Below are 21,887 nucleotides of genomic sequence, written 5' to 3'. Positions count from 1 at the left end.
GATAGCGGTCAATTTTTTGACTGGTGTTAACTTATTGTTTATTAAATAATAATAGCCTGGTGTGTTTTTGCATATCAGGCTATTCTAGTTTTTAGCCGCGCCTGTTAGGAATAAAGACGACATGTCATCATCGAATAATATAGAGAATCAGTCACATTTAGATTCTGTTGAGCAGCAAGTTGAACGTTATAAGCAAGTGCTTGATGTTATGCCTGCTGGGGTCATCTTGCTCGATACTCAAGGGGAGGTTCGAGAAGCAAACCCTGAAGCTCATCGTATTCTGGGTGTGACTCTAGTCGGTGAGAAATGGTTTTCCATTATTCAAAGTGCCTTTGATCCACGTGAAGATGATGGACATGAAATATCACTAAAGAATGGACGAAAAGTTCGTCTAGCCATTTCCGCTTCTGCGACAGGCCAACTGATTCTTGTGACCGATTTGACCGAAACCCGGTTACTTCAAGCGCGTGTTGGTGACCTTCAGCGATTATCCTCATTAGGGCGTATGGTGGCATCTCTTGCGCACCAAGTCAGAACCCCACTTTCAAGTGCAATGTTATACGCTTCAAATTTAGCCGCTCCCAATTTACCTACGGCAACCAAAGACCGCTTTCAATCCAAATTGATGGATCGACTTCATGATTTAGAAAAACAAGTCAATGATATGCTGCTCTTTGCGAAGGGGGGTGATAATAAAGTTGTGAGCGGATTTACAATTCAGGATTTGGTCGCTGAATACCAACCAATGGTTGAAACTGCATTGAAAAATAATCAGATCGACTATTGCCAAGAGATAGAACATGAAGAGACGCAAATGCTTGGCAATTCCAATGCAATTGCGTCGGCATTAAGTAACCTGGTGCTTAACGCCATCCAGATTGCTGGTAAAGCGTCACAGATTGATGTTTTTTTCCGACCGGTTAATGGTGAATTACGTATTTCTGTGCAAGATAGTGGACCGGGTGTTCCCAAAGAGATTCAAAGTAAAATCATGGAACCATTTTTTACGACTCGTTCACAGGGAACAGGCTTAGGGCTTGCTGTCGTACAAATGGTCTGTCGTGCTCATGAAGGGCGACTAGAATTAATATCAGAAGAAGGGGATGGCGCATGTTTTACCATGTGCTTACCGCTAGATAAAAATCACACTGGAGAATCATAATGGCTCAAAGCAAAGTGTTAATCGTAGAAGATGACGAAGGTCTACGTGAGGCTCTCGTTGATACCTTGGCTCTCGCAGGGTATGAATGGCTAGAGGCCGATTGTGCAGAAGATGCTTTAGTTAAACTTAAAGCGAACCAAGTTGATATTGTGGTCTCCGATGTCCAAATGGCGGGAATGGGAGGGTTAGCACTGCTGCGCAATATTAAGCAGCATTGGCCAAATCTGCCTGTTTTACTTATGACGGCTTATGCCAATATTGAAGATGCCGTTGCCGCAATGAAAGAAGGCGCGATTGACTACATGGCGAAACCTTTTGCCCCTGAAGTATTGCTCAATATGGTGAGCCGTTATGCGCCTGTAAAATCTGATGATAATGGCGATGCGATTGTTGCCGATGAAAAAAGTTTAAAATTATTAGTACTTGCTGAAAAAGTCGCAAAAACTGATGCGAACGTGATGGTTTTGGGGCCTAGTGGTTCAGGCAAAGAGGTCATGTCACGCTATATTCATAACGCCTCAAATCGTAAAGATGGCCCATTTATAGCGATTAACTGTGCCGCGATCCCCGATAACATGCTAGAAGCAACCTTGTTTGGTTATGAAAAAGGGGCATTTACTGGCGCAATTCAGGCGTGCCCTGGAAAATTCGAACAAGCTCAAGGTGGCACCATTTTACTTGATGAAATCAGTGAAATGGACATGAACTTACAAGCTAAGCTGTTACGTGTACTTCAAGAGAGAGAAGTGGAACGTTTGGGCAGTCGCAAAAGCATTAAGTTAGATGTTCGAGTACTAGCGACCAGTAACCGAGATTTGAAGACATACGTGTCAGAAGGTAACTTTCGTGAAGACTTGTACTACCGCTTGAATGTTTTCCCAATTACGTGGCCTGCGCTTTGTGAGCGTAAAGGTGACATCGAACCATTGGCTAAACACCTTGTTGAGCGCCACTGTACCAAGTTAGGTTTGGCGGTTCCGACGGTTTCACCTGATGCGATCAATAAACTACTTCAGTACCCATGGCCAGGGAATGTCAGAGAGCTTGATAATGTTGTTCAGCGAGCATTGATTTTAAGCGAGCAATCAAACATTACCTGTGATCATATTTTATTAGAAGGCGTTGATTGGGCAGACGCTACTAGCCTTCAAAATATTGTATCTGAAGGTAATATAGCCACACCTGAAATTAAACCTATCGCAGAAGCGGATGCATCGGTTGCAAAAATACCGAGTGAAGGGTTAGGTGGTGAATTGCGAGATCAAGAGTACGCCATCATCCTTGAAACCTTAATTGAGTGTAATGGTAAGCGCAAAGAGATGGCGGATAAGCTGGGTATTAGCCCAAGAACCTTACGCTATAAACTCGCTAAGATGCGTGATGCTGGGATAGATATTCCAAATTAGTATCAGTAAACAATCACTACAAATGGAATTTGCTGTACCATATTAGGAATGGCATATAATTTGCTCTGTCAATATTAGGGCATAACGAATAGTCAAAACTTTGGCTTCTGAGGTAAGAATGAGAATTGATGGTTTACAAGGTGAAATGCAAGCCATGATGCTAGAAGCAACAAATAGCAGACCAGCGGTGACTGGAAAACAAGCTGGAGTTGATTTTGGTGACATGCTGAATCAAGCCATCAACAATGTGAATTCATTACAAAAAACATCAGGTAACTTACAAATGCGCTTTGATCGCGGTGATGAAGATGTTTCATTATCAGATGTCATGATCGCTAGAAATAAATCAGGTGTTGCCTTTGATGCGACCATTCAGATTAGAAATAAGCTGGTGGACTCTTACAAAGAATTGATGAATATGCCGGTATAAATTTTGGGTAGTAAATAGTGGCTGACGATAAAAATTCTACAGACTTAACGGTGACAGATGGTGGAGACAGTGCATTGATGGCACAGTCTGATCACCATATAGACGGACAAAACCCAGATTTAGATGAACGTAGCTCGTCCAAATTTGATATGGCTGTCGGCGATCTCGATCTATTAAGACAAGTGGTACTGGTACTTTCCATCTCAATCTGTGTCGCACTGATTGTGATGCTTTTCTTCTGGGTAAAAGAGCCAGAAATGCGCCCGCTTGGTGCTTATGAAACCGAAGAGATGATCCCAGTACTTGATTACCTTGATCAACAAAAAATAGAATACAAACTGGATGGAAATACCATTCAAGTTCCTGCCAGTGAATACAGTTCATTAAAACTCAATATGGTTCGAGCAGGAGTGAATCAAGCCAGAAACGAAGGCGATGATATCCTGTTACAAGATATGGGTTTTGGTGTATCTCAACGCTTGGAAAAAGAGCGCCTTAAGTTAAGCCGTGAGCGTCAACTTGCCAAAGCAATAGAACAAATGAAGCAAGTGAGAAAAGCGAAAGTTCTATTGGCACTACCTAAACAGAGTGTTTTTGTTCGACATAGCCAAGACGCGTCAGCATCGGTTGTTTTAACTCTTAGTATGGGCGCAAATTTACGTCAGCAAGAAATAGACTCTGTGGTTGATATGGTGGCGAGTGCCGTACCTGGTATGAAAACATCTCGTATCACAGTGACGGATCAGCACGGGCGCTTATTAAGTTCAGGTTCACAAGACCCACTATCGAGTGCTCGTCGTAAAGAACAAGAGTTAGAACGTAATCAAGAGCAAGAGCTAAGAGAAAAAATAGACTCAGTACTTATCCCAATTTTAGGGCTCGGTAACTATACTTCTCAAGTGGATATCGAACTTGATTTCAGTGCGGTAGAGCAAACTCGAAAGCGCTTTGATCCTGGAACTCCAGCGACTCGAAGTGAGTACACACTTGAAGATTATAACAATGGCAATGTGGTGGCGGGTGTCCCTGGTGCGTTGAGCAATCAGCCACCTGCTGATGCCTCAATACCGCAAGATGTCGCTCAAATGAAAGATGGATCGATATTAGGCCAAGGCTCAGTCCATAAAGAAGCCACTCGAAATTTTGAACTTGATACCACAATCAGCCACGAGCGAAAACAGACGGGTGTTGTTAATCGTCAAACCGTTTCTGTTGCAATTAAAGAGCACAGCTCAATTAATACTGAAACAGGTGAAGTAACTTATACACCATTAACCGCCGGTGAAATTGACACCATCAGACAAATACTTATTGGTACGGTTGGTTTCAGTGAAGCTCGTGGTGATTTAATTAATGTTTTAAGCGTTAAGTTTGCCGTTCAAGAAGCGGATATTCTTCCGGATGTTCCAATTTGGGAACACCCGAACTTTAATGACTGGATCCGTTGGTTTGCAAGTGCATTGGTTATCATCGTTGTGATTCTTGTACTGGTTCGCCCAGCAATGAAGAAATTGCTTAACCCAGCGGAAGAAGAGGAAGATCCAATGTACGGCCCAGATGGTTTACCTATCGGTAGCGATGGTGAAACCAGCCTGATTGGTGGTGATATTGAAGGCGGTGAGCTGTTCGAATTTGGATCGGGTATCGACTTACCAAACCTACATAAAGATGAAGATGTACTTAAAGCTGTTCGTGCTCTTGTCGCGAATGAACCAGAGCTTGCTGCTCAAGTTGTGAAAAATTGGATGATGGATGCCTAACGAACTCGTAAATCAAGAAGAAGGCGCTGATGGCGCTGGAACTGAAGTTGATATTTCAGGGATCAGTGGTGATGAAAAAGCCGCTATTCTTTTATTGAGCCTTAATGAAGAAGATGCTGCGGGCATTATCCGCCATCTTGAGCCAAAGCAAGTCCAACGAGTTGGTAGTGCGATGGCAAAAGCCAATGATTTGAGCCAAGAGAAGGTTGGGGCTGTGCACCGCGCATTCCTCGAAGATATCCAGAAATACACCAATATCGGTATGGGTAGCGAAGACTTCATGCGTAATGCACTGGTTGCCGCTCTTGGTGAAGATAAAGCGAATAACTTAGTTGATCAAATCCTACTGGGTACAGGCTCAAAAGGTCTGGATTCACTCAAATGGATGGATCCAAGACAAGTGGCGAGCATCATTATCAATGAGCACCCGCAGATCCAAACCATTGTACTCTCTTACTTGGAGTCGGATCAGTCTGCTGAAATACTGTCTCAATTCCCTGAACGTGTACGCCTAGACTTAATGATGCGTATTGCCAACCTTGAAGAAGTCCAACCTTCAGCATTGGCAGAGCTAAATGAGATCATGGAGAAACAGTTCGCTGGTCAAGCTGGTGCTCAAGCTGCGAAAATTGGTGGCCTGAAAGCGGCTGCTGAAATCATGAACTACATGGATAACAGCGTTGAAGGTATCTTGATGGATCAAATCCGAGATCAAGATGAAGACATGGCAACTCAAATTCAAGACCTCATGTTTGTATTTGAAAACCTTATCGAAGTGGATGACCAAGGCGTTCAGAAACTTCTACGTGACGTACCACAAGACGTACTGCAACGTGCACTTAAAGGTGCTGACGAAGGCTTGCGTGAGAAGATCTTCAAGAACATGTCTAAACGTGCCGCTGATATGATGCGTGATGATATCGAAGCGATGCCACCGGTTCGTGTTGCCGATGTTGAATCTGCTCAGAAAGAGATCCTTACTGTTGCGAGGCGTTTGGCTGATAGTGGTGAGATTATGCTATCTGGCGGCGCAGACGAGTTCTTATAAAGACGCCCTGAAGCCTCCTCGTGAGGCTTCATTATTTTTGTTTGTACGTTAACCCAATAAACATCATTCCCCAATTCCATTTATACAGGTATCAATATGTCAGGTGAAAGAAAAAGAGGCTTCTTACGCCCCGATGAAGATGAAAACATTGAGCAACCTAAAAAGTGGGGTCTGCCCGATTATGGGGCAGAAATAAATAAACAAGCGAAAGATACCGCGTTTAATTACGATCCCGGTTGGATGCCTGACTTTGATGAGCCCGAACCAGAGGCTCCTTTAGAACTCACCGAAGAACAGATTGAATTGATCAAGCAAGGCGCTTACCAAGATGGATTGCATCAAGGGCAAGAAGCTGGCTTTAAGCAAGGTTATGAGAAGGGTAAAGAAGAGGGTTTCGAAGCGGGCCATTCCGAAGGCAATGAAGCTGGAAAGCTTGAAGGCGTCACTGCTGGACAAGAGTACATCCAGCAACAAGTGAGTATCTTTATGGGATTAGCCAATCAATTTGCTCAGCCACTTGAATTAATGAATGCTCAGGTAGAAAAACAGCTTGTTGATATGGTATTGACCTTGGTAAAAGAGGTCGTCCACGTTGAAGTCCAAACTAATCCACAGATCATTCTCGATACCCTTAAAGAGTCAGTTGAAGCCTTGCCGATATCTGGACATGCGATCACCATTAAGTTAAACCCTGAAGATGTCGCGATAGTGCATGCCGCTTATGGTGATAACGAACTTGATTGCCGTAATTGGTCGTTAGCGTCAGAGCCTGCGTTAAACCGCGGAGACGTGGAGATCGAAGCTGGAGAATCGAGCGTTAATTATCGAATGGAAGATCGTATTCATACTGTGATCCAAGGTTTCTGTGGCGCGAACCGACATCAAGGACACTCGTGATGTTGGCGCTGGCAGAAAGACTTGAACAATATAAAGTCGAAGGGCTAACCAGTCGTCCAATCGCTTCTGGTAAGCTAGTACGTGTTGTTGGGTTAACTCTTGAAGCGACAGGTTGCCGAGCACCAGTCGGCAGTTTGTGTCATGTGGAAACCATGTCTGGCGTGATGGAGGCAGAAGTCGTTGGTTTTGCTAATGACAACTTATTCCTTATGCCAAGTGAACAGATATCCGGTATTTTGCCCGGTGCAAAAGTGACGCCTTTAACCCGAGAAAGTGGGTTGCCTGTTGGGATGGAACTATTAGGCCGTGTCATCGATGGTGTTGGGAACCCACTTGATGGTTTAGGTGCTATTTATACTGAAAATCGAGCTCCACTAAACGCAGTTCCGATCAACCCTCTGGCACGTAAACCAATTTCTGAACCTTTGGATGTTGGTTTAAAAGCGATTAATGGGCTTCTTACTGTCGGTAAAGGACAACGTATTGGCCTCTTTGCTGGTTCAGGTGTGGGTAAATCCGTAACCCTAGGGATGATGACGCGAGGCACGACCGCGCAGGTTGTTGTGGTAGGGTTAATTGGTGAACGTGGACGGGAAGTTAAAGAGTTCATTGAAGAGATTCTTGGAGAAGATGGGCGTAAACGATCAGTGGTCGTTGCTGCCCCTGCTGACTCCTCGGCACTGATGCGATTAAAAGGTTGCCAAACCGCCCTGACGATTGCGGAGTACTTTCGTGATCAAGGGTTAGACGTTCTACTGTTGATGGATTCATTGACGCGTTTTGCTCAAGCTCAGCGTGAAATTGCTCTGTCTGTTGGAGAACCTCCGGCAACGAAAGGTTATCCACCTTCTGTTTTTGCAAAACTACCAGCCTTAGTAGAACGAGCGGGTAACGGAAGCCAAGAACAGGGGTCTATTACCGCCTTTTTCACCGTTTTAACCGAAGGTGATGACCTACAAGATCCAATTGCAGATGCTTCACGAGCAATCCTTGATGGACACATTGTACTGTCTCGTGAAATGGCGGATGCAGGTCATTACCCTGCGATTGATGTTGAACGATCTGTGAGTCGAGTGATGCCGCAAATCACCACTGATGAGCATATGTTGATGTCAAAAGCGGTGAGACAAGTGCTCTCAATTTGCCGTAAAAACCAAGATTTAGTGTCGATTGGTGCCTATAAACCAGGGACCGATCCCGCCATTGATGGTGCCTTTACATTGAAACCTAAACTTGATGAGTATTTGCAGCAGAAAATGAAAGAGAGCGTACCTTACGATATGTGTGTCAACATGTTGAAGCATGTTCTCGGAGGGTAGTGAGTTATGGATAATGCATTAGATTTTTTGCTTGAGCAGGCGAAAGAGAAGCAAAACCAAGCTCAAATGGCACTGAATCAAGCCAATATCGAACTTGAAGACTACTACAAGCAAGTGGCCCAGATAGAACAGTATCGATTGGATTACTGTCAGCAGTTGATTGAACGTGGCAAAAACGGCCTTACCGCCAGTCAGTATGGGCACTTGAATCGCTTCTTAACTCAGCTTGATGAAACCTTATCAAAACAGAGAGACGCAGAATCTCACTTCAAAAACCAAGTGGATAATTGCCAAGAGTACTGGTTAGAAATGCGAAAGCAATGCAAATCCTACGAGTGGTTGATGGAGAAGAAAGAGACAGAGAAGCGACAACTCGAAGAGAAAAGAGACCAAAAACAGATGGATGAGTTCTCTACACTGCTGTATAGCCGAAAGAAATCGCATTTCTGATATTTTTCTTTTATGTCACCACACCGATACCCTATTTGATGAACCATTTTAATAATGGTTCTCCCTCCTTATCAATTTAATAGCGAAGCTTTCCGTTAACTGGCTCATTTTTTGCAAAGTTTTCAGTTGCAATTGTATTTTGTCAATGTTTTAGCTGCTTCTGCTCTTGGCTCAGTACGTGTGGTCCTTCACTTGGTGTGAAATAGAACGATTTCAATCAGAAAACTTTTTTGTGAGAGCCTTTGACATGAACCTTAATATTCAATCAACTTCCGATAGCTCAAAGTCTTCCCTTCTGCAAAAGGGCAGCGGCAGTTCCGCATCTTCTTCCAGTGAGGCGGCAGAGTCGAAAGGTTTCTTTGCTACGCTAAAAGAAGCGTTTGGCCAAGGTGAAGAGGCAAAAGTATCGGATGTAGAAAAAACAAAAGTGAAGTCAGAAAAATCGTCTAATGACTCAGATTCAGACACTGAAATTGATGGTGAGAAAAAAGTCGATAGCAGTAAAGCGAGCGGTGACAACGCGAGCAAAGAGGTCTCCTCTGAAGAGGGCGAGATAACTGCTGATAGTGAAGCGCCTCTTACTTCAAATGAAAAGTCAGTTACTGGTGAAGAGCCAGGAGTAAAACAGACATCTAATACGAGCGGTGACTCGGTTCAGGCTGAGCAGTCTGATAGCTCAAAACATCAGGTAATGAGTGCGCAGCAAGGAAAAAACAGCGAACAAAACCCAGTACTGAAAGCAGGTGAGAGCGCGGAACCATCGAAAGTGTCGGCGGTGATGGATGAAGGAAACGAATTGCTTGGCCGACTGGATGAGGCAAATAAAACGCTTCAACCAGAAGACGGCAAAACATTGCCTCAGTCAAAAGGTGCTTCTGAAACGGTGAGTGCGCAAACGAGCACCCAGAATCCACTTCCTAACCATTCAGATTTAATGAAGAGTGGCACATCTGAAATATCGAAAGAGCTAGATCCTACGCTTACGGTATCGGATGTCAGTAAAGAGCCCGCTTCGGGTGGGCAAGAGAGTGTCGCTGAAGAGTTGGCACCACAAAATGTACAGTTAACAGAGCAAGAACGAGCTTTTATCACAGACGTTAAATTCGCGGATCAAAAACAACTCGACGCCTTGATTGCGAAAAGTGAGACGGTTCCTTTATCTGAACAAGAGCTGGAAGCGGTCGCTGTATTAAAAAGTAAGATCGCGGCTGAAGAGCAGATTTTATTATCGAACGAGCTTCCGGCTACTGATCTTTTGGCAAAACAGCCGCTGTCTAACCAATCTGCGGCTAACAGTTCTGCTGTGTCACCAAATAAAGTCGACACGAACTCGTTATCAAATAAAACGTCTGCCAGTAGTGAACTTTCGAACAATAACGAACTCTCTAGCAACAACGTTGCTGCTAATCCTCAAGAAATTCAGTGGGGAAGCGTGGCAGCAATGGAGCCGAAAATAGACGGGCAGATCGCAGCAAAAGGGGCTCAAGGTGCATTAGCCACATCCGTTCATAATGCATTGAATCAGCAGCAAGCTGCTCAAGCGATGTTAACTGAGAATGACATTACAGAAAAAGTGTTGACTGAAAAAGCGGCCCTAGACAAAAGCGCAGCAGATAAAGCGATAATGGGACAATTTTCAGCACAGCAAGCGATGAGCACTGATGCTAACGCTTTAAACATCGCGGCACAGGCTTCTGGAATGAGCGGTAAAAATGCGGCAAGCCAAGCGGCATTAGCGAGTGCGTTAGGGGCTGGAGCAATAGGGGCAACGCGCAAGTCATCGGGCAATGAAGCTTCAGATACATTAGCTCAGCAAATAGCGTCTGCATCTGGTCAGCCTGGAACGCCGACTCCAGCACAAGCTCGTGCTGAAATTCAAGCAGCACAACAAGCCCCGCTGCAGCTAACAAAAGAGTTAGCGAATGAGCAGGTTCAAGAAAAAATACAGATGATGATGTCTAAAAACCTTAAAAACTTAGACATTCGACTCGACCCGCCAGAGCTTGGTCGAATGCAAATTCGTATGACGATGAATAATGATTTAGCGAATGTGCATTTTACGGTATCAAACCCACAAGCTAGGGAAATAATTGAGCAAACATTACCTCGTCTGCGTGAAATGTTAGCTCAACAAGGGTTACAACTTGCAGACTCATCAGTACAGCAACAAAGCTCGGGTCAACAACAGGGGCAGTTTGGATCGTCTGCAAGTGAAGGGGCATCATCAGTTTTTGGTTCAAATAATGATCAAAATGGTGAAAATTTTGATGCAGATGTCAAACTTGATTTGAATGTCGCTACAAAGCGTGATGGAATCAGTTATTACGCTTAAACTAACAATAAAATAATAACCTAGAGACAATTATGGCTGACGAAGTAGAAACAGGCGAAGCGCCAAAAGGAAAGAGTAAGCTCTTAATCATAATTATTGCCGTGGTCGTACTATTAGCTGGTGGCGGTGGTGCTGCCTTTTTCTTTATGGGGTCAGATAGCTCACCTGAACAAAGCGGAACGCAAGAAGCGGCGCCAATTGCAGTAGAAAATCTCGCCGCTTACGTAAATATTCCTCAGCCTTTCTTATTTAATGTTACTGGGGACAAAAGAGATCGTTTAGTACAAATTAAAGTTCAGTTGATGGTTCGAGGCAGCGAAAATGAAAATGCAGCACGCTACCACTCTCCTTTAATCGAAAGTGCACTGCTTGCTACTTTTGCTTCCGCCACAGTGAATCAATTACGTTCGGCAACAGGTCGTGTGGAATTGCGAAACAAAGCGACAGAAGACGTAAAAGCAAGTTTGACCAAAGCGGTAGGGAAACCTGTTATTGAGAAGGTACTTTTCACTGATTTCGTAATTCAATAGGTGTTACGTGACTGATCTATTAAGCCAAGACGAAATTGATGCGCTGTTACACGGCGTTGATGATGTTGATGATATTGATGATGACGATATTGGTGCCGAGGTTGAAGGTGCTACGAGTTTTGATTTTTCATCTCAAGACAGAATTGTTCGTGGTCGAATGCCGACCTTGGAACTTATCAATGAGCGTTTTGCTCGGCATATGCGAGTCAGCTTATTCAACATGCTGAGAAAAACGGCTGAAGTGTCGATAAACGGCGTTCAGATGATGAAGTTTGGTGAGTATCAAAATACACTATACGTTCCAACCAGTTTGAATATGGTGCGTTTCCGACCTCTAAAAGGAACGGCTCTGGTTACCATGGAAGCGCGATTAGTGTTCATTTTGGTAGAAAACTTTTTTGGTGGCGATGGACGTTTTCATGCGAAAATTGAAGGCCGTGAGTTTACTCCCACAGAGCGCAGGATCATACAGTTACTTCTGAAAATCGTATTTGAAGATTACAAGGAAGCATGGTCGCCAGTGATGGGCGTTGAGTTTGAGTATCTTGATTCTGAAGTAAACCCAAGTATGGCAAACATTGTGAGCCCGACGGAAGTGATCGTCGTTAGTTCATTCCATATTGAAGTGGATGGTGGTGGTGGTGATTTCCACGTCGTTATGCCGTATTCGATGGTAGAGCCAATCCGAGAATTGCTTGATGCTGGTGTCCAATCCGACAAAATGGAAACTGACGTTCGTTGGAGCACCGCACTTCGTGACGAAATTATGGATGTTCCGGTCAACTTCAGAGTTAATCTATTGGAACAAGACATTTCATTAAGAGATTTAATGGAACTGCAACCGGGTGATGTGATCCCGATGGAAATGCCTAAACATGCCACCATGTTTGTTGAAGAGCTACCCACTTACCGAGTTAAGATGGGGCGTTCAGGTGAAAAACTTGCAGTTCAAGTGTCTGAGAAAATTAGCAGACCACATGTAGTGAAAACGGATCTAGCATTCTTGGGTAAAGACATCATGTCTGATCTTGATGCTGAAGAGCAAAGTGAAGAATAAAATAATAGGTATTGAGAATGGAACCAAGTGACGACCAAAAGCTAGCGGATGAGTGGGCTGCCGCATTGGGTGAAGATCCAAGTGCACCAAGTATAGATGTTGATGAGATCATGGCTGCGCCTCTTGAAGAGTTACAAGATTCGTCAGCACCAATATCCGAAGATGAGCGACGTAAGCTCGATACGATAATGGATATTCCAGTGACCATCTCTATGGAGGTTGGACGCTCTCAAATTAGCATTCGAAATCTTTTGCAATTAAACCAAGGTTCAGTGGTTGAGTTAGACCGTGTTGCCGGTGAATCTTTGGATGTGATGGTTAATGGCACCTTGATTGCTCACGGCGAAGTGGTTGTCGTGAATGATAAGTTTGGTATTCGCCTGACGGATGTTATCAGCCAGACCGAACGTATTAAGAAGCTTAGGTAGATCATTAATGCCACGTAAGTTAGGTGTTCAATATTTGTTGGTGAGCTGTGGGCTGTTTTCTAGCCAAGCGATGGCAGCGCCACCAACTCAACTGGATTTAGCGACCACATTTGGGTCGCTTTTGTTGGTTCTTGCCTTTATCTTTTTTCTCGCCTTTATGCTGAAACGCATGAAAGTGCCTTCGCTGATTAACCAAAAAGATTTAAGTATTGTTCGCCAAATTGCAGTGGGGACGAAAGAAAGAATCGCAGTGGTGCAGGCCGGAGAAGAGCAGTTTTTAGTGGGGATTACGTCTCAATCGATCCAGCTAATTTCGAAACTAGATACCCCTATAAAACAGGAGGAGCTGGAGAAAAGCCAGTTTTCAAATCAGCTAAGCCAGCTATTAACAAAAAATGAAAAGAAATAGCGCGTTGAATACCCTATTGGTATACGTGGCGATCCTCGGTGCATTGCTACTCTCTCCATTCTCACTTGCCCAAGAAGAGCTTGAAACGGTTCTTCCTAATTCAGCTGCGACCTCAGAAAGTGTGACTGTCTCTGCGATGGAGAAAGAGCAAGGAGCATCACGCAGCTCAATGAGTAGCGTAAATGGCGCAGGTATTCCAGCCTTTACCATGACCAGTAATCCCGATGGAAGTGAGGATTATTCGGTAAACTTACAAATTTTAGCCTTAATGACCATGCTAGGCTTCTTGCCTGCGATGGTGATTTTGATGACCTCATTCACGCGTATTGTGGTGGTCATGTCTATTCTGCGGCAGGCGATGGGCCTACAGCAAACACCTTCAAATCAAGTCATTATTGGGATTTCGATCTTTTTAACATTCTTTATTATGTCCCCAGTACTTGATCAAGTGAACGAGCAGGCGATTCAACCCTATTTAAATGAACAGATAACCGCTCGTGCAGCCTTTGATGCCGCACAAGAACCGATGAAAACTTTCATGCTGAAACAAACCAGAGTAAAAGATCTGGAGACGTTTGTTGAGATATCTGGGGCAGAAGTGAGAAACCCTGAAGATGTCTCGTTAGCAGTGTTGATTCCGGCGTTCATTACTTCCGAGTTAAAAACGGCTTTCCAAATAGGGTTTATGCTGTTCTTACCATTCTTGATTATCGATTTGGTAGTGGCCTCCATTTTGATGGCAATGGGTATGATGATGCTATCTCCGATGATTGTCTCTTTGCCCTTTAAACTCATGTTGTTTGTATTGGTTGATGGTTGGAACCTTATTTTATCCACCTTAGCCAGCAGCTTTGCATTGTGACGAGGAGTAACCTATGACTCCTGAAATGTTTGTCGAACTCTTTAGAGACGCACTGTGGATGGTTCTGATCATGGTGTGTGCGATCATCATACCGAGTTTGATGATCGGTTTAGTGGTGGCGATTTTCCAAGCCGCCACGTCAATTAACGAACAAACACTGAGTTTCTTACCCCGTTTGATTGTGACCTTATTATCGTTGATGCTATTCGCACACTGGATGACACAGATGATGATGGAGTTCTTTTTTAGTATCGTCGAACGATTACCACAAGTTCTTTACTAGGAACGACGATGGAATACCCCACAGCGGTTGTATTAGATTGGCTAGCCAACTACTTTTGGCCCTATACCCGAATATCTGCCATGTTAATGGTAATGACGGTGACAGGGGCAAGGTTTGTTTCGCCTAGAATACGCCTCTATTTGGGGTTAGCGATCACCTTAGCTGTGATGCCTGCAATACCTGCTGTACCAACCAATATCGAACTGCTCTCATTTAAAGGGTTTATCACGGTTCTCGAACAGTTGATTATCGGTGTTGCCATGGGGATGGTGACTCAATTTATGATTCAGACATTTGTTATGCTTGGTCAAATATTGGGTATGCAATCGAGTTTGGGTTTCGCCTCTATGGTTGACCCTGCGAACGGGCAAAATACGCCAGTACTTGGTCAGTTATTTATGTTTTTAGCGACCATGTTCTTCCTCTCAACTAATGGGCATTTAAAGATGCTTCAATTAGTTATTTTCAGCTTTACAACATTGCCGATTGGTTCCGGTTCGTTGACGACGGTTGATTTTAGAGAGTTAGCGTTGTGGCTCGGCATCATGTTCAAAACGGCACTGAGCATGTCTCTGTCAGGCATTATCGCACTGCTGACCATCAACCTCTCATTTGGCGTAATGACGCGTGCCGCTCCTCAGTTAAACATTTTCTCTTTGGGTTTTGCCTTCGCATTGCTGGTTGGTTTAATGCTCTGTTGGTACATTCTTGGCGGCTTGTTTAGCCACTATGAACTATTCTGGATGGAGGGTGAGCAACAAATTTGCCGCCTGATCCGGTTGAACTGTTAGGGGGCCGATTTGTCAGAATCCGATGGTCAAGAACGTACAGAAGACGCCACGCCCAAACGCTTGCAACAGGCAAAAGAGAAAGGGCAGGTTGCAAGGTCAAAAGAATTAGCGTCAGCATCAGTCCTTATCGTTGGGGCGATATCTCTCATGTGGTTCGGAGATGGGCTAGCGAAAGCTCTCTTCGAAGCGATGGGTAGAATGTTCACACTTAGCCGTGAAGAGATTTTCAATGCCTCTAAGCTCCTCGAAATAGCAGCAGGAGCGGTCGGAGGGTTGATATTTCCACTTCTGCTCATCATATTTATCTTGTTTGTCGCCGCAATAATTGGAGCTGCGGGTGTTGGCGGTGTCAGTTTTTCTGTTGAAGCGGCCATGCCTAAAGCATCAAAAATGAACCCGATGAGCGGTCTTAAGCGCATGGTCGGAATGCAAAGTTGGGTAGAGCTGGTTAAATCGATACTCAAAGTTGGATTAGTGTCAGGTGTAGCTGTTTATCTGATCCAAAAATCACAAGCTGATCTAATGCAATTGAGCATGGACGTCTATCCACAAAATATATTCCACGCCCTTGATATTCTATTGAACTTTGTTCTGCTTATTAGTTGTTCATTGTTGATTGTCGTCGCCATCGATATTCCTTTTCAAATATGGCAACACGCTGATCAACTGAAAATGACTAAGCAAGAAGTCAAAGATGAGTATAAGGACACCGAAGGTAAGCCTGAAGTAAAAGGGCGGATCCGGATGTTGCAGAGAGAGGCAGCACAGCGTCGTATGATGGCAGATATTCCCGATGCGGATGTCATCGTAACCAACCCAGAGCACTTCTCAGTAGCATTACGCTATAAACAAGACAAAGATAGAACGCCCGTCGTGGTCGCGAAAGGGGTTGACCATATGGCAATGAAGATACGAGAAGTAGCTCGCGAGCACGATATTTATATTATCCCAGCTCCGCCCCTTGCCCGTGCGCTTTACCACACCACAGAGCTAGAACAAGAAATCCCAGATGGTCTCTTTACCGCAGTTGCGCAGATCCTTGCTTATGTCTTCCAACTAAAGCAGTACCGTAAACGTGGTGGGCAGCGACCGAAGCTCGACCCTAAAAATATTACGATCCCTCCAGAACTTCGACATTAACGGTGAATGCGGATTAAGTTCTATCGCTGATTTAATATTGAAGCAAATAGCGACCAACTAAACGAAAGGACTATTAACGCGCTATAGTTATACAGAGACTGACTAATTAAGAGCTAGTGTTCTTTGAGAAATGAGTAACTGACAAGCTGATTTTCAAGCGAGCAAATTCAAGTCGATGGTGAGGATTTAGAGATAGTTGCCATAATTTTGACAAATACCTTGGACTGATAATTGCTTAGTCAGTGAAATTAGTGCCAAAAACTGTTTAAATGACGTGTTCTTACGCCGAGATAGATAACCAATTTTTATATGAAATTTACCCTACCATTTGCGGATAAATTGCCTTCAATACCAAACCGTGCGATGCCTGCGATAGGCGCACCGGTTATGGTGCTAGCGACGCTAGCGATGGTTGTTTTGCCTATTCCAGCTTTTCTACTGGATATGTTTTTTACCTTTAATATCGCCCTTGCAATGGTCGTATTATTGGTGACTATCTATACTCGCCGCCCGCTAGATTTTGCGGCCTTCCCAACGGTTCTATTGATTGCCACATTGCTAAGGCTGGCACTTAACGTTGCTTCAACTCGTGTCGTATTACTTTACGGGCATGAAGGCTCCGGCGCCGCTGGTAACGTTATCGAAGCGTTTGGTAATGTTGTTATTGGCGGTAACTATGCCGTTGGTCTTGTGGTATTCCTTATCTTGATGATCATTAACTTTATGGTTGTGACAAAAGGTGCAGGACGTATCTCGGAAGTAAGTGCCCGCTTTACTCTTGATGCTTTACCAGGTAAGCAAATGGCTATCGACGCGGACTTGAATGCCGGGTTGATCGATCAGGACCAAGCTCGCTTACGTCGTTTCGAAGTAACCAAAGAAGCGGACTTTTACGGTTCAATGGATGGTGCGTCAAAATTTGTAAAAGGTGATGCGATCGCCGGTATTTTAATCCTGTTCATTAACATTATTGGTGGATTAAGTATTGGAATGGTGCAGTACGATTTAGGTTTCGTTGAAGCGATTGAAATCTATACGCTATTGACCATTGGTGATGGCTTGGTAGCACAAATACCGTCCCTATTGCTATCCATTGGCGCAGCCATGATGGTAACTCGTCAAAATACGGATGAAGACATGGGGCAACAGTTAGTATTTCAACTGTTTGATAACCCTAAGGCTTTAATGATTACCGCGGGTATTTTAGGTGTGATGGGTATCGTACCGGGAATGCCACATTTCTCGTTCTTATTCCTTGCTGCTGTAGCAGGAGGAGGCGCTTATTTCATTGATAAGAAAGCAAAGAAAGCGGAGAAAGAGCCTAAGCTACCAGTGACACCAACAGGTGAGGCTCCTGCTCAGAAAGAACTCTCATGGGATGATGTACAACCCGTTGATATTATCGGCCTAGAAGTGGGCTACCGCTTAATCCCTTTGGTTGATAGAGATCAGGGTGGGGAGCTGTTAGAGCGAGTGAAAGGGGTTCGTAAGAAGCTTTCTCAAGACTTTGGCTTTCTTATCCCTGCTGTTCATATTCGAGATAACTTAGAGCTCACCCCAAATAGCTATCGCATAACATTAATGGGAGTCGCTGTCGGGGAGGCGGAAATTCGACCTGACTTAGAACTTGCGATTAACCCGGGGCAAGTTTATGGAATGATTGATGGTGAGCCAACCATCGACCCTGCGTTTGGGCTTGAAGCGACTTGGATCCGAGTTGAACAGCGAGAACATGCTCAGGCACTAGGCTACACAGTGGTAGACTCTTCCACCGTTTTGGCGACGCATCTAAGTCAACTGCTGACGAATAACGCATCTCAGTTGCTCGGCCACGAAGAAGTTCAGAACTTGTTAGAGATGCTCGGTCGATCTGCACCTAAATTAGTTGAAGGGTTTGTACCTGAACTCATTCAGTTAGGAACCGTGGTTAAAGTGCTACAAAACTTGCTCAACGAGGCGATACCAATTCGAGATATCCGTACAATTGTTCAAACCTTGTCCGAGTATGCGGGCAAGAGTCAAGAACCTGACATTCTTACTGCGGCGGTTCGTATCTCACTGAAACGACTAATTGTTCAAGAAATCAATGGTATAGAGCCTGAGTTGCCAGTAATTACATTAATTCCGGAACTGGAACAATTATTGCATCAAACAATGCAGTCGTCAGGTGGTGAATCAGCAGGTATTGAGCCTGGTTTAGCAGAACGATTACAGATGTCTTTGAGTCAGGCGACACAAGAACAAGAATTAAAAGGCGAGCCTTCAGTTCTACTCACATCTGGAGTATTACGCTCTACTCTGGCTAAGTTTGTCAAAAATACCATACCGAATTTAAGGGTGCTGTCTTATCAAGAAATTCCAGATGAGAAACAGATCCGAATTGTACAAGCGGTTGGAAACTAGCTCGTGGTATACCCTAAATATGGACAATTGCTTTGAAAATTAAACGATTTTTTGCCAAAGATATGCGCTCTGCTCTGCTCCAAGTTAAAGAAGAACTTGGCGCTGAAGCAGTGATCATGTCTAACAAAAAAGTCGCTGGTGGGGTAGAAATTGTTGCGGCAATTGATGGCGAGCCAAATGGCACGGCACAACGCAGCGTGAGTCCTAAACCATCACGAAATGAATACACACAAGTTTCTCCTCAAGTACAGCCAAAAACGAAGCGTCAGTTAGATGATGATCGGGTGAGCTTACAATCGAACCCAGCAGCGGGCAATGGCTCGTCTATGACTAAACGTTTTGCGAATATGCTGAAACAGTATAGTGCTGGAGCGGATGAAGAGAGTGAACATCGCGCTGAAAACGAAGATTCATTGTCCGCTCTGCTCAATCGTCAGAATAATGGGCGAGGGGAGTCCAATTCCGGTAGTCGATACCAGCAAGAATCGGGCTTGGCAAAATTAATTGCCGAAGATCGCCGTGTCGAAAGGCCAAAACCAAAACTCGATCCTACCCGCTACGATCGTCATCGCGAGCCTCAATCACCGCCCACATCAGAAAAAGATATGGAGTCGATGCGCGAGGAGATGACCTCAATACGTCGCCTGCTTGAACATCAAGTTTCTGGCCTTATGTGGCAAGAAGTTGAGCGTCGGGAACCACTCAGAGCTATGCTGATAAAAAGACTAGAGCGGATGGGTGTTTCTTCAGAGTTCGCCGATCAAATGGCATGCTACATTCCTGAAGACACGCCACCTGCCCGAGCTTGGAAAGCCTTGCTAGCATTAGTGTCAGACCAAATTTCCGTCACTAAGCAAGATATCTTGAAGCGTGGTGGCATCGTGGCTCTACTCGGCCCTACAGGAGTGGGGAAAACCACAACTGTAGCAAAACTTGCCGCAAGAGCTGCAATGGAGTACGGCGCAGACAACGTTGCATTGGTTACAACGGATACTTACCGTATCGGTGCTCATGAACAACTGTCGATTTATGGCAGAATTATGGGTTGTCCAGTAAGAGTTGCTAAAGATTCCAGTGAGTTAGCCGATGTAATATATCAGTTACGGAATCGACGTCTGATTTTGGTCGATACCGCAGGTATGGGTCAGCGTGATGTACGTCTATCAGAACAGTTAGACACACTGATGCAAGAGAGTGGTGAAGTCATACACAGTTACTTGGTGTTACCCGCGACCGCTCAGCGAAAAGTACTACAAGAAACAATCGAACACTTTAGACGTATCCCACTTTCGGGATGCATTTTGACCAAGCTTGATGAGTCATTAAGTTTGGGGGAATTTATTAGCGTAGTTGTTCAAAATGCGTTACCCATTGCGTATATTGCAAATGGACAACGCGTACCCGAAGACATCGTCATCGCTCAGCCTAAATACATGATAGCTAAAGCGAATGAGTTACTAGAGAAGTCGACAGAGAATGAACCACACTACTGGAACAGTGATTCGGAAGAATTCTAGGGCGGCGGATAAATATGACTGATAATATGATATATGATCAAGCAAGCGGCCTCCGTCGCTTAACCCAACCTTCATTGACTAAAGTGATTTCGGTTACTGGTGGCAAAGGCGGTGTAGGGAAATCAAACGTAACTCTTGGTTTGGCTATTTGTATGGCTAGACAGGGTAAGAAAGTGACCGTTTTAGATGCCGATTTAGGGCTCGCCAATGTCGATGTTATGCTAGGAATTAGAACTAAGCGTAACTTAGGGCATGTCCTAGCCGGAGAATGTGAGCTCAAAGATGCCATTGTTGAAGGGCCTCACGGGGTGAAAATTATCCCTGCGACTTCAGGCACTCAAAGCATGACTGAGCTTTCTCATGCGCAGCATGTCGGTTTAATCCGAGCGTTTGGTAGCTTAGAAGATGACATGGATGTGCTATTAATCGACACCGCAGCTGGCATCTCTGACATGGTCGTGAGCTTTTCTCGCGCAGCTCAGGATGTCGTGGTTGTGGTTTGTGATGAACCAACATCGATAACAGATGCATATGCTCTGATCAAATTACTTAGCCGTGAACACCAAGTGCAACGCTTTAAAGTTGTTGCAAATATGGTCAGAAGTTATCGAGAAGGGCGAGAATTATTTGCAAAATTGACATTGGTCACAGAGAGATTTCTAAATGTAAGCCTTGAACTTGTCGCATGTATTCCTTTAGATGATAAAGTACGACAAGCAGTTAAGAGACAAAAAATTGTTGTAGACGCATTTCCACGCTCTCCAGCAGCTCTTGCTATTAGTTCGCTAGCGAATAAAGCCTTAACATGGCCTATTCCTAAGACCCCGAGTGGTCATTTAGAGTTTTTTGTCGAACGGCTACTAAATCGCCCAGAAATTTCAGAGGAACCATTTGGTGAATAAGGCGCTTACTTACGACCAACATGCAAATCTAAGTAGCCCCCAGGCTTTTATAGAGAAATACTCGGTGTTGGTTAAACGTATCGCTCATCATCTGCTCGGTCGTTTGCCACCGAATGTATTGGTCGAAGACCTCATTCAAGCAGGCATGATTGGTCTGCTTGAAGCTCAGAAGAACTACGATGGGTCCAAAGGCGCAAGTTTTGAAACTTATGCTGGCATCAGGATCCGCGGTGCTATGCTTGATGATATTCGCAAAGGGGATTGGGTTCCTCGTTCTGTTCATCGAAACAATCGAGAAATTACTCAAGCGATATCAGAATTAGAGGGGATACTAAATAGAGACCCATCTGATGCAGAAGTGGCAAAACATATGGGGTTATCCCTAGAGCAGTATCATAGTGCGCTAACTGATATAAACAGCTCAAGAATTGTAGGCATTGAAGATCTCGGTGTATCTGATGATGCTTTATCACCTAATGAAGATGATAAAGATAATGCACCATTTCAGGGGGTTGCAGATGAGAATTTTAGAGTCGCTCTAGTTGATTCGATCAAACAACTTCCTGAGCGTGAGGCATTAGTACTTTCGCTCTACTATGATGAAGAGTTAAACTTAAAAGAAATTGGTGAAGTTTTAGGTGTCAGCGAATCTCGTGTCAGCCAAATATTAAGCCAATCAATGCAGCGTTTACGTACTAAATTAAGTGCGTGGACACAAAACGACTAACAACACTGATTTCGAGTTCAGTGGAGGCAATTTT

21 protein-coding genes are annotated in these 21,887 nt (G+C 44.3%); all 21 read left to right on the top strand.

Features of this window, described 5'->3' with window-relative positions:
* Positions 1–121 precede the first annotated feature (121 nt).
* The 21 genes from FCV43_RS06520 (at position 122) to FCV43_RS06420 (ending at position 21,853) form a co-directional block, all read left to right on the top strand.
* Entirely contained in the window at positions 122–1,162 is a 1,041-nt protein-coding gene (locus tag FCV43_RS06520; protein WP_113796776.1) for a sensor histidine kinase, read from the top strand.
* A complete protein-coding gene (locus tag FCV43_RS06515) occupies positions 1,162–2,568 on the top strand; it encodes a sigma-54-dependent transcriptional regulator (protein WP_113796778.1) in 1,407 nt (468 codons plus the stop codon). Before FCV43_RS06520 ends, FCV43_RS06515 begins: the two co-directional genes overlap by 1 nt.
* 118 nt (positions 2,569–2,686) lie before the next feature.
* Positions 2,687–2,998 (top strand): flagellar hook-basal body complex protein FliE, encoded by a 312-nt coding sequence (gene fliE / locus FCV43_RS06510; protein WP_136994392.1) that lies wholly within the window; start codon positions 2,687–2,689, stop codon positions 2,996–2,998.
* A gap of 77 nt (positions 2,999–3,075) precedes the next feature.
* A complete protein-coding gene (fliF, locus tag FCV43_RS06505) occupies positions 3,076–4,758 on the top strand; it encodes a flagellar basal-body MS-ring/collar protein FliF (protein ID WP_431188283.1) in 1,683 nt (560 codons plus the stop codon).
* Entirely contained in the window at positions 4,751–5,806 is a 1,056-nt protein-coding gene (fliG, locus tag FCV43_RS06500) for a flagellar motor switch protein FliG (protein ID WP_017052504.1), read from the top strand. Before fliF ends, fliG begins: the two co-directional genes overlap by 8 nt.
* 96 nt (positions 5,807–5,902) lie before the next feature.
* Positions 5,903–6,703: a flagellar assembly protein FliH gene (gene fliH / locus FCV43_RS06495; protein WP_017052503.1), complete on the top strand. Its 801-nt coding sequence runs from the start codon at positions 5,903–5,905 to the stop codon at positions 6,701–6,703.
* The gene (gene fliI, locus FCV43_RS06490) at positions 6,703–8,022 is read left to right on the top strand and encodes a flagellar protein export ATPase FliI (RefSeq protein WP_017052502.1); all 1,320 of its coding nucleotides are present in this window, start codon (positions 6,703–6,705) and stop codon (positions 8,020–8,022) included. Before fliH ends, fliI begins: the two co-directional genes overlap by 1 nt.
* Before the next feature lie 6 nt (positions 8,023–8,028).
* On the top strand, positions 8,029–8,472 hold the full coding sequence (gene fliJ / locus FCV43_RS06485; RefSeq protein WP_017052501.1) for a flagellar export protein FliJ: 444 nt from the start codon (positions 8,029–8,031) through the stop codon (positions 8,470–8,472).
* A gap of 247 nt (positions 8,473–8,719) precedes the next feature.
* A complete protein-coding gene (locus FCV43_RS06480; RefSeq protein ID WP_136994389.1) occupies positions 8,720–10,804 on the top strand; it encodes a flagellar hook-length control protein FliK in 2,085 nt (694 codons plus the stop codon).
* Positions 10,805–10,836: 32 nt separating this feature from the next.
* Entirely contained in the window at positions 10,837–11,334 is a 498-nt protein-coding gene (fliL, locus tag FCV43_RS06475) for a flagellar basal body-associated protein FliL (RefSeq protein ID WP_017052499.1), read from the top strand.
* 7 nt (positions 11,335–11,341) lie between these two features.
* The gene (fliM, locus tag FCV43_RS06470) at positions 11,342–12,391 is read left to right on the top strand and encodes a flagellar motor switch protein FliM (protein ID WP_017052498.1); all 1,050 of its coding nucleotides are present in this window, start codon (positions 11,342–11,344) and stop codon (positions 12,389–12,391) included.
* 17 nt (positions 12,392–12,408) lie between these two features.
* Positions 12,409–12,819: a flagellar motor switch protein FliN gene (fliN, locus tag FCV43_RS06465; protein ID WP_017052497.1), complete on the top strand. Its 411-nt coding sequence runs from the start codon at positions 12,409–12,411 to the stop codon at positions 12,817–12,819.
* Between the two features lie 7 nt (positions 12,820–12,826).
* Positions 12,827–13,228 (top strand): flagellar biosynthetic protein FliO, encoded by a 402-nt coding sequence (gene fliO, locus FCV43_RS06460; RefSeq protein WP_017052496.1) that lies wholly within the window; start codon positions 12,827–12,829, stop codon positions 13,226–13,228.
* Positions 13,215–14,090, top strand: a complete 876-nt coding sequence (gene fliP / locus FCV43_RS06455) for a flagellar type III secretion system pore protein FliP (RefSeq protein WP_113796788.1) — start codon at positions 13,215–13,217, stop codon at positions 14,088–14,090. Before fliO ends, fliP begins: the two co-directional genes overlap by 14 nt.
* Positions 14,091–14,103: 13 nt before the next feature.
* Positions 14,104–14,373 carry a flagellar biosynthesis protein FliQ gene (gene fliQ, locus FCV43_RS06450; RefSeq protein WP_017052494.1) on the top strand — a complete coding sequence of 90 codons (270 nt, stop codon included), beginning with the start codon at positions 14,104–14,106 and terminating at the stop codon, positions 14,371–14,373.
* A gap of 8 nt (positions 14,374–14,381) precedes the next feature.
* Positions 14,382–15,164, top strand: coding sequence for a flagellar biosynthetic protein FliR (gene fliR, locus FCV43_RS06445; protein ID WP_136994387.1), 783 nt, complete (start codon positions 14,382–14,384; stop codon positions 15,162–15,164).
* 9 nt (positions 15,165–15,173) lie between these two features.
* Positions 15,174–16,304, top strand: coding sequence for a flagellar biosynthesis protein FlhB (flhB, locus tag FCV43_RS06440; protein ID WP_017052492.1), 1,131 nt, complete (start codon positions 15,174–15,176; stop codon positions 16,302–16,304).
* 309 nt (positions 16,305–16,613) lie between these two features.
* The gene (flhA, locus tag FCV43_RS06435; RefSeq protein ID WP_136994385.1) at positions 16,614–18,707 is read left to right on the top strand and encodes a flagellar biosynthesis protein FlhA; all 2,094 of its coding nucleotides are present in this window, start codon (positions 16,614–16,616) and stop codon (positions 18,705–18,707) included.
* Between the two features lie 32 nt (positions 18,708–18,739).
* On the top strand, positions 18,740–20,224 hold the full coding sequence (gene flhF, locus FCV43_RS06430) for a flagellar biosynthesis protein FlhF (RefSeq protein ID WP_136994383.1): 1,485 nt from the start codon (positions 18,740–18,742) through the stop codon (positions 20,222–20,224).
* A 14-nt stretch (positions 20,225–20,238) separates the two neighbouring features.
* Complete coding sequence (locus FCV43_RS06425; RefSeq protein WP_017052489.1) at positions 20,239–21,126, top strand: MinD/ParA family protein; 888 nt, start codon at positions 20,239–20,241, stop codon at positions 21,124–21,126.
* Complete coding sequence (locus FCV43_RS06420; RefSeq protein WP_017052488.1) at positions 21,119–21,853, top strand: RNA polymerase sigma factor FliA; 735 nt, start codon at positions 21,119–21,121, stop codon at positions 21,851–21,853. The genes FCV43_RS06425 and FCV43_RS06420 overlap by 8 nt, the downstream gene beginning before the upstream one ends.
* Positions 21,854–21,887 lie beyond the last annotated feature (34 nt).

This window comes from Vibrio genomosp. F6 (genome assembly GCF_005146325.1).
Lineage (GTDB): Bacteria > Pseudomonadota > Gammaproteobacteria > Enterobacterales > Vibrionaceae > Vibrio > Vibrio cortegadensis.
Note: the sequence above shows the minus strand (reverse complement) of the source record. Positions and strands in the feature narration are given on the sequence as shown.

Coding starts and splice junctions, on each gene's coding strand:
- fliJ (WP_017052501.1), top strand. CDS start 8,029: ATGGATAATGCATTAGATTTTTTGCTTGAGCAGGCGAAAGAGAAGCAA.
- fliO (WP_017052496.1), top strand. CDS start 12,827: ATGCCACGTAAGTTAGGTGTTCAATATTTGTTGGTGAGCTGTGGGCTG.
- fliR (WP_136994387.1), top strand. CDS start 14,382: ATGGAATACCCCACAGCGGTTGTATTAGATTGGCTAGCCAACTACTTT.
- fliQ (WP_017052494.1), top strand. CDS start 14,104: ATGACTCCTGAAATGTTTGTCGAACTCTTTAGAGACGCACTGTGGATG.
- FCV43_RS06425 (WP_017052489.1), top strand. CDS start 20,239: ATGACTGATAATATGATATATGATCAAGCAAGCGGCCTCCGTCGCTTA.
- fliP (WP_113796788.1), top strand. CDS start 13,215: ATGAAAAGAAATAGCGCGTTGAATACCCTATTGGTATACGTGGCGATC.
- FCV43_RS06520 (WP_113796776.1), top strand. CDS start 122: ATGTCATCATCGAATAATATAGAGAATCAGTCACATTTAGATTCTGTT.
- fliH (WP_017052503.1), top strand. CDS start 5,903: ATGTCAGGTGAAAGAAAAAGAGGCTTCTTACGCCCCGATGAAGATGAA.
- fliL (WP_017052499.1), top strand. CDS start 10,837: ATGGCTGACGAAGTAGAAACAGGCGAAGCGCCAAAAGGAAAGAGTAAG.
- fliN (WP_017052497.1), top strand. CDS start 12,409: ATGGAACCAAGTGACGACCAAAAGCTAGCGGATGAGTGGGCTGCCGCA.
- FCV43_RS06480 (WP_136994389.1), top strand. CDS start 8,720: ATGAACCTTAATATTCAATCAACTTCCGATAGCTCAAAGTCTTCCCTT.
- fliI (WP_017052502.1), top strand. CDS start 6,703: ATGTTGGCGCTGGCAGAAAGACTTGAACAATATAAAGTCGAAGGGCTA.
- fliG (WP_017052504.1), top strand. CDS start 4,751: ATGCCTAACGAACTCGTAAATCAAGAAGAAGGCGCTGATGGCGCTGGA.
- fliE (WP_136994392.1), top strand. CDS start 2,687: ATGAGAATTGATGGTTTACAAGGTGAAATGCAAGCCATGATGCTAGAA.
- fliF (WP_431188283.1), top strand. CDS start 3,076: ATGGCACAGTCTGATCACCATATAGACGGACAAAACCCAGATTTAGAT.
- FCV43_RS06515 (WP_113796778.1), top strand. CDS start 1,162: ATGGCTCAAAGCAAAGTGTTAATCGTAGAAGATGACGAAGGTCTACGT.
- flhA (WP_136994385.1), top strand. CDS start 16,614: ATGAAATTTACCCTACCATTTGCGGATAAATTGCCTTCAATACCAAAC.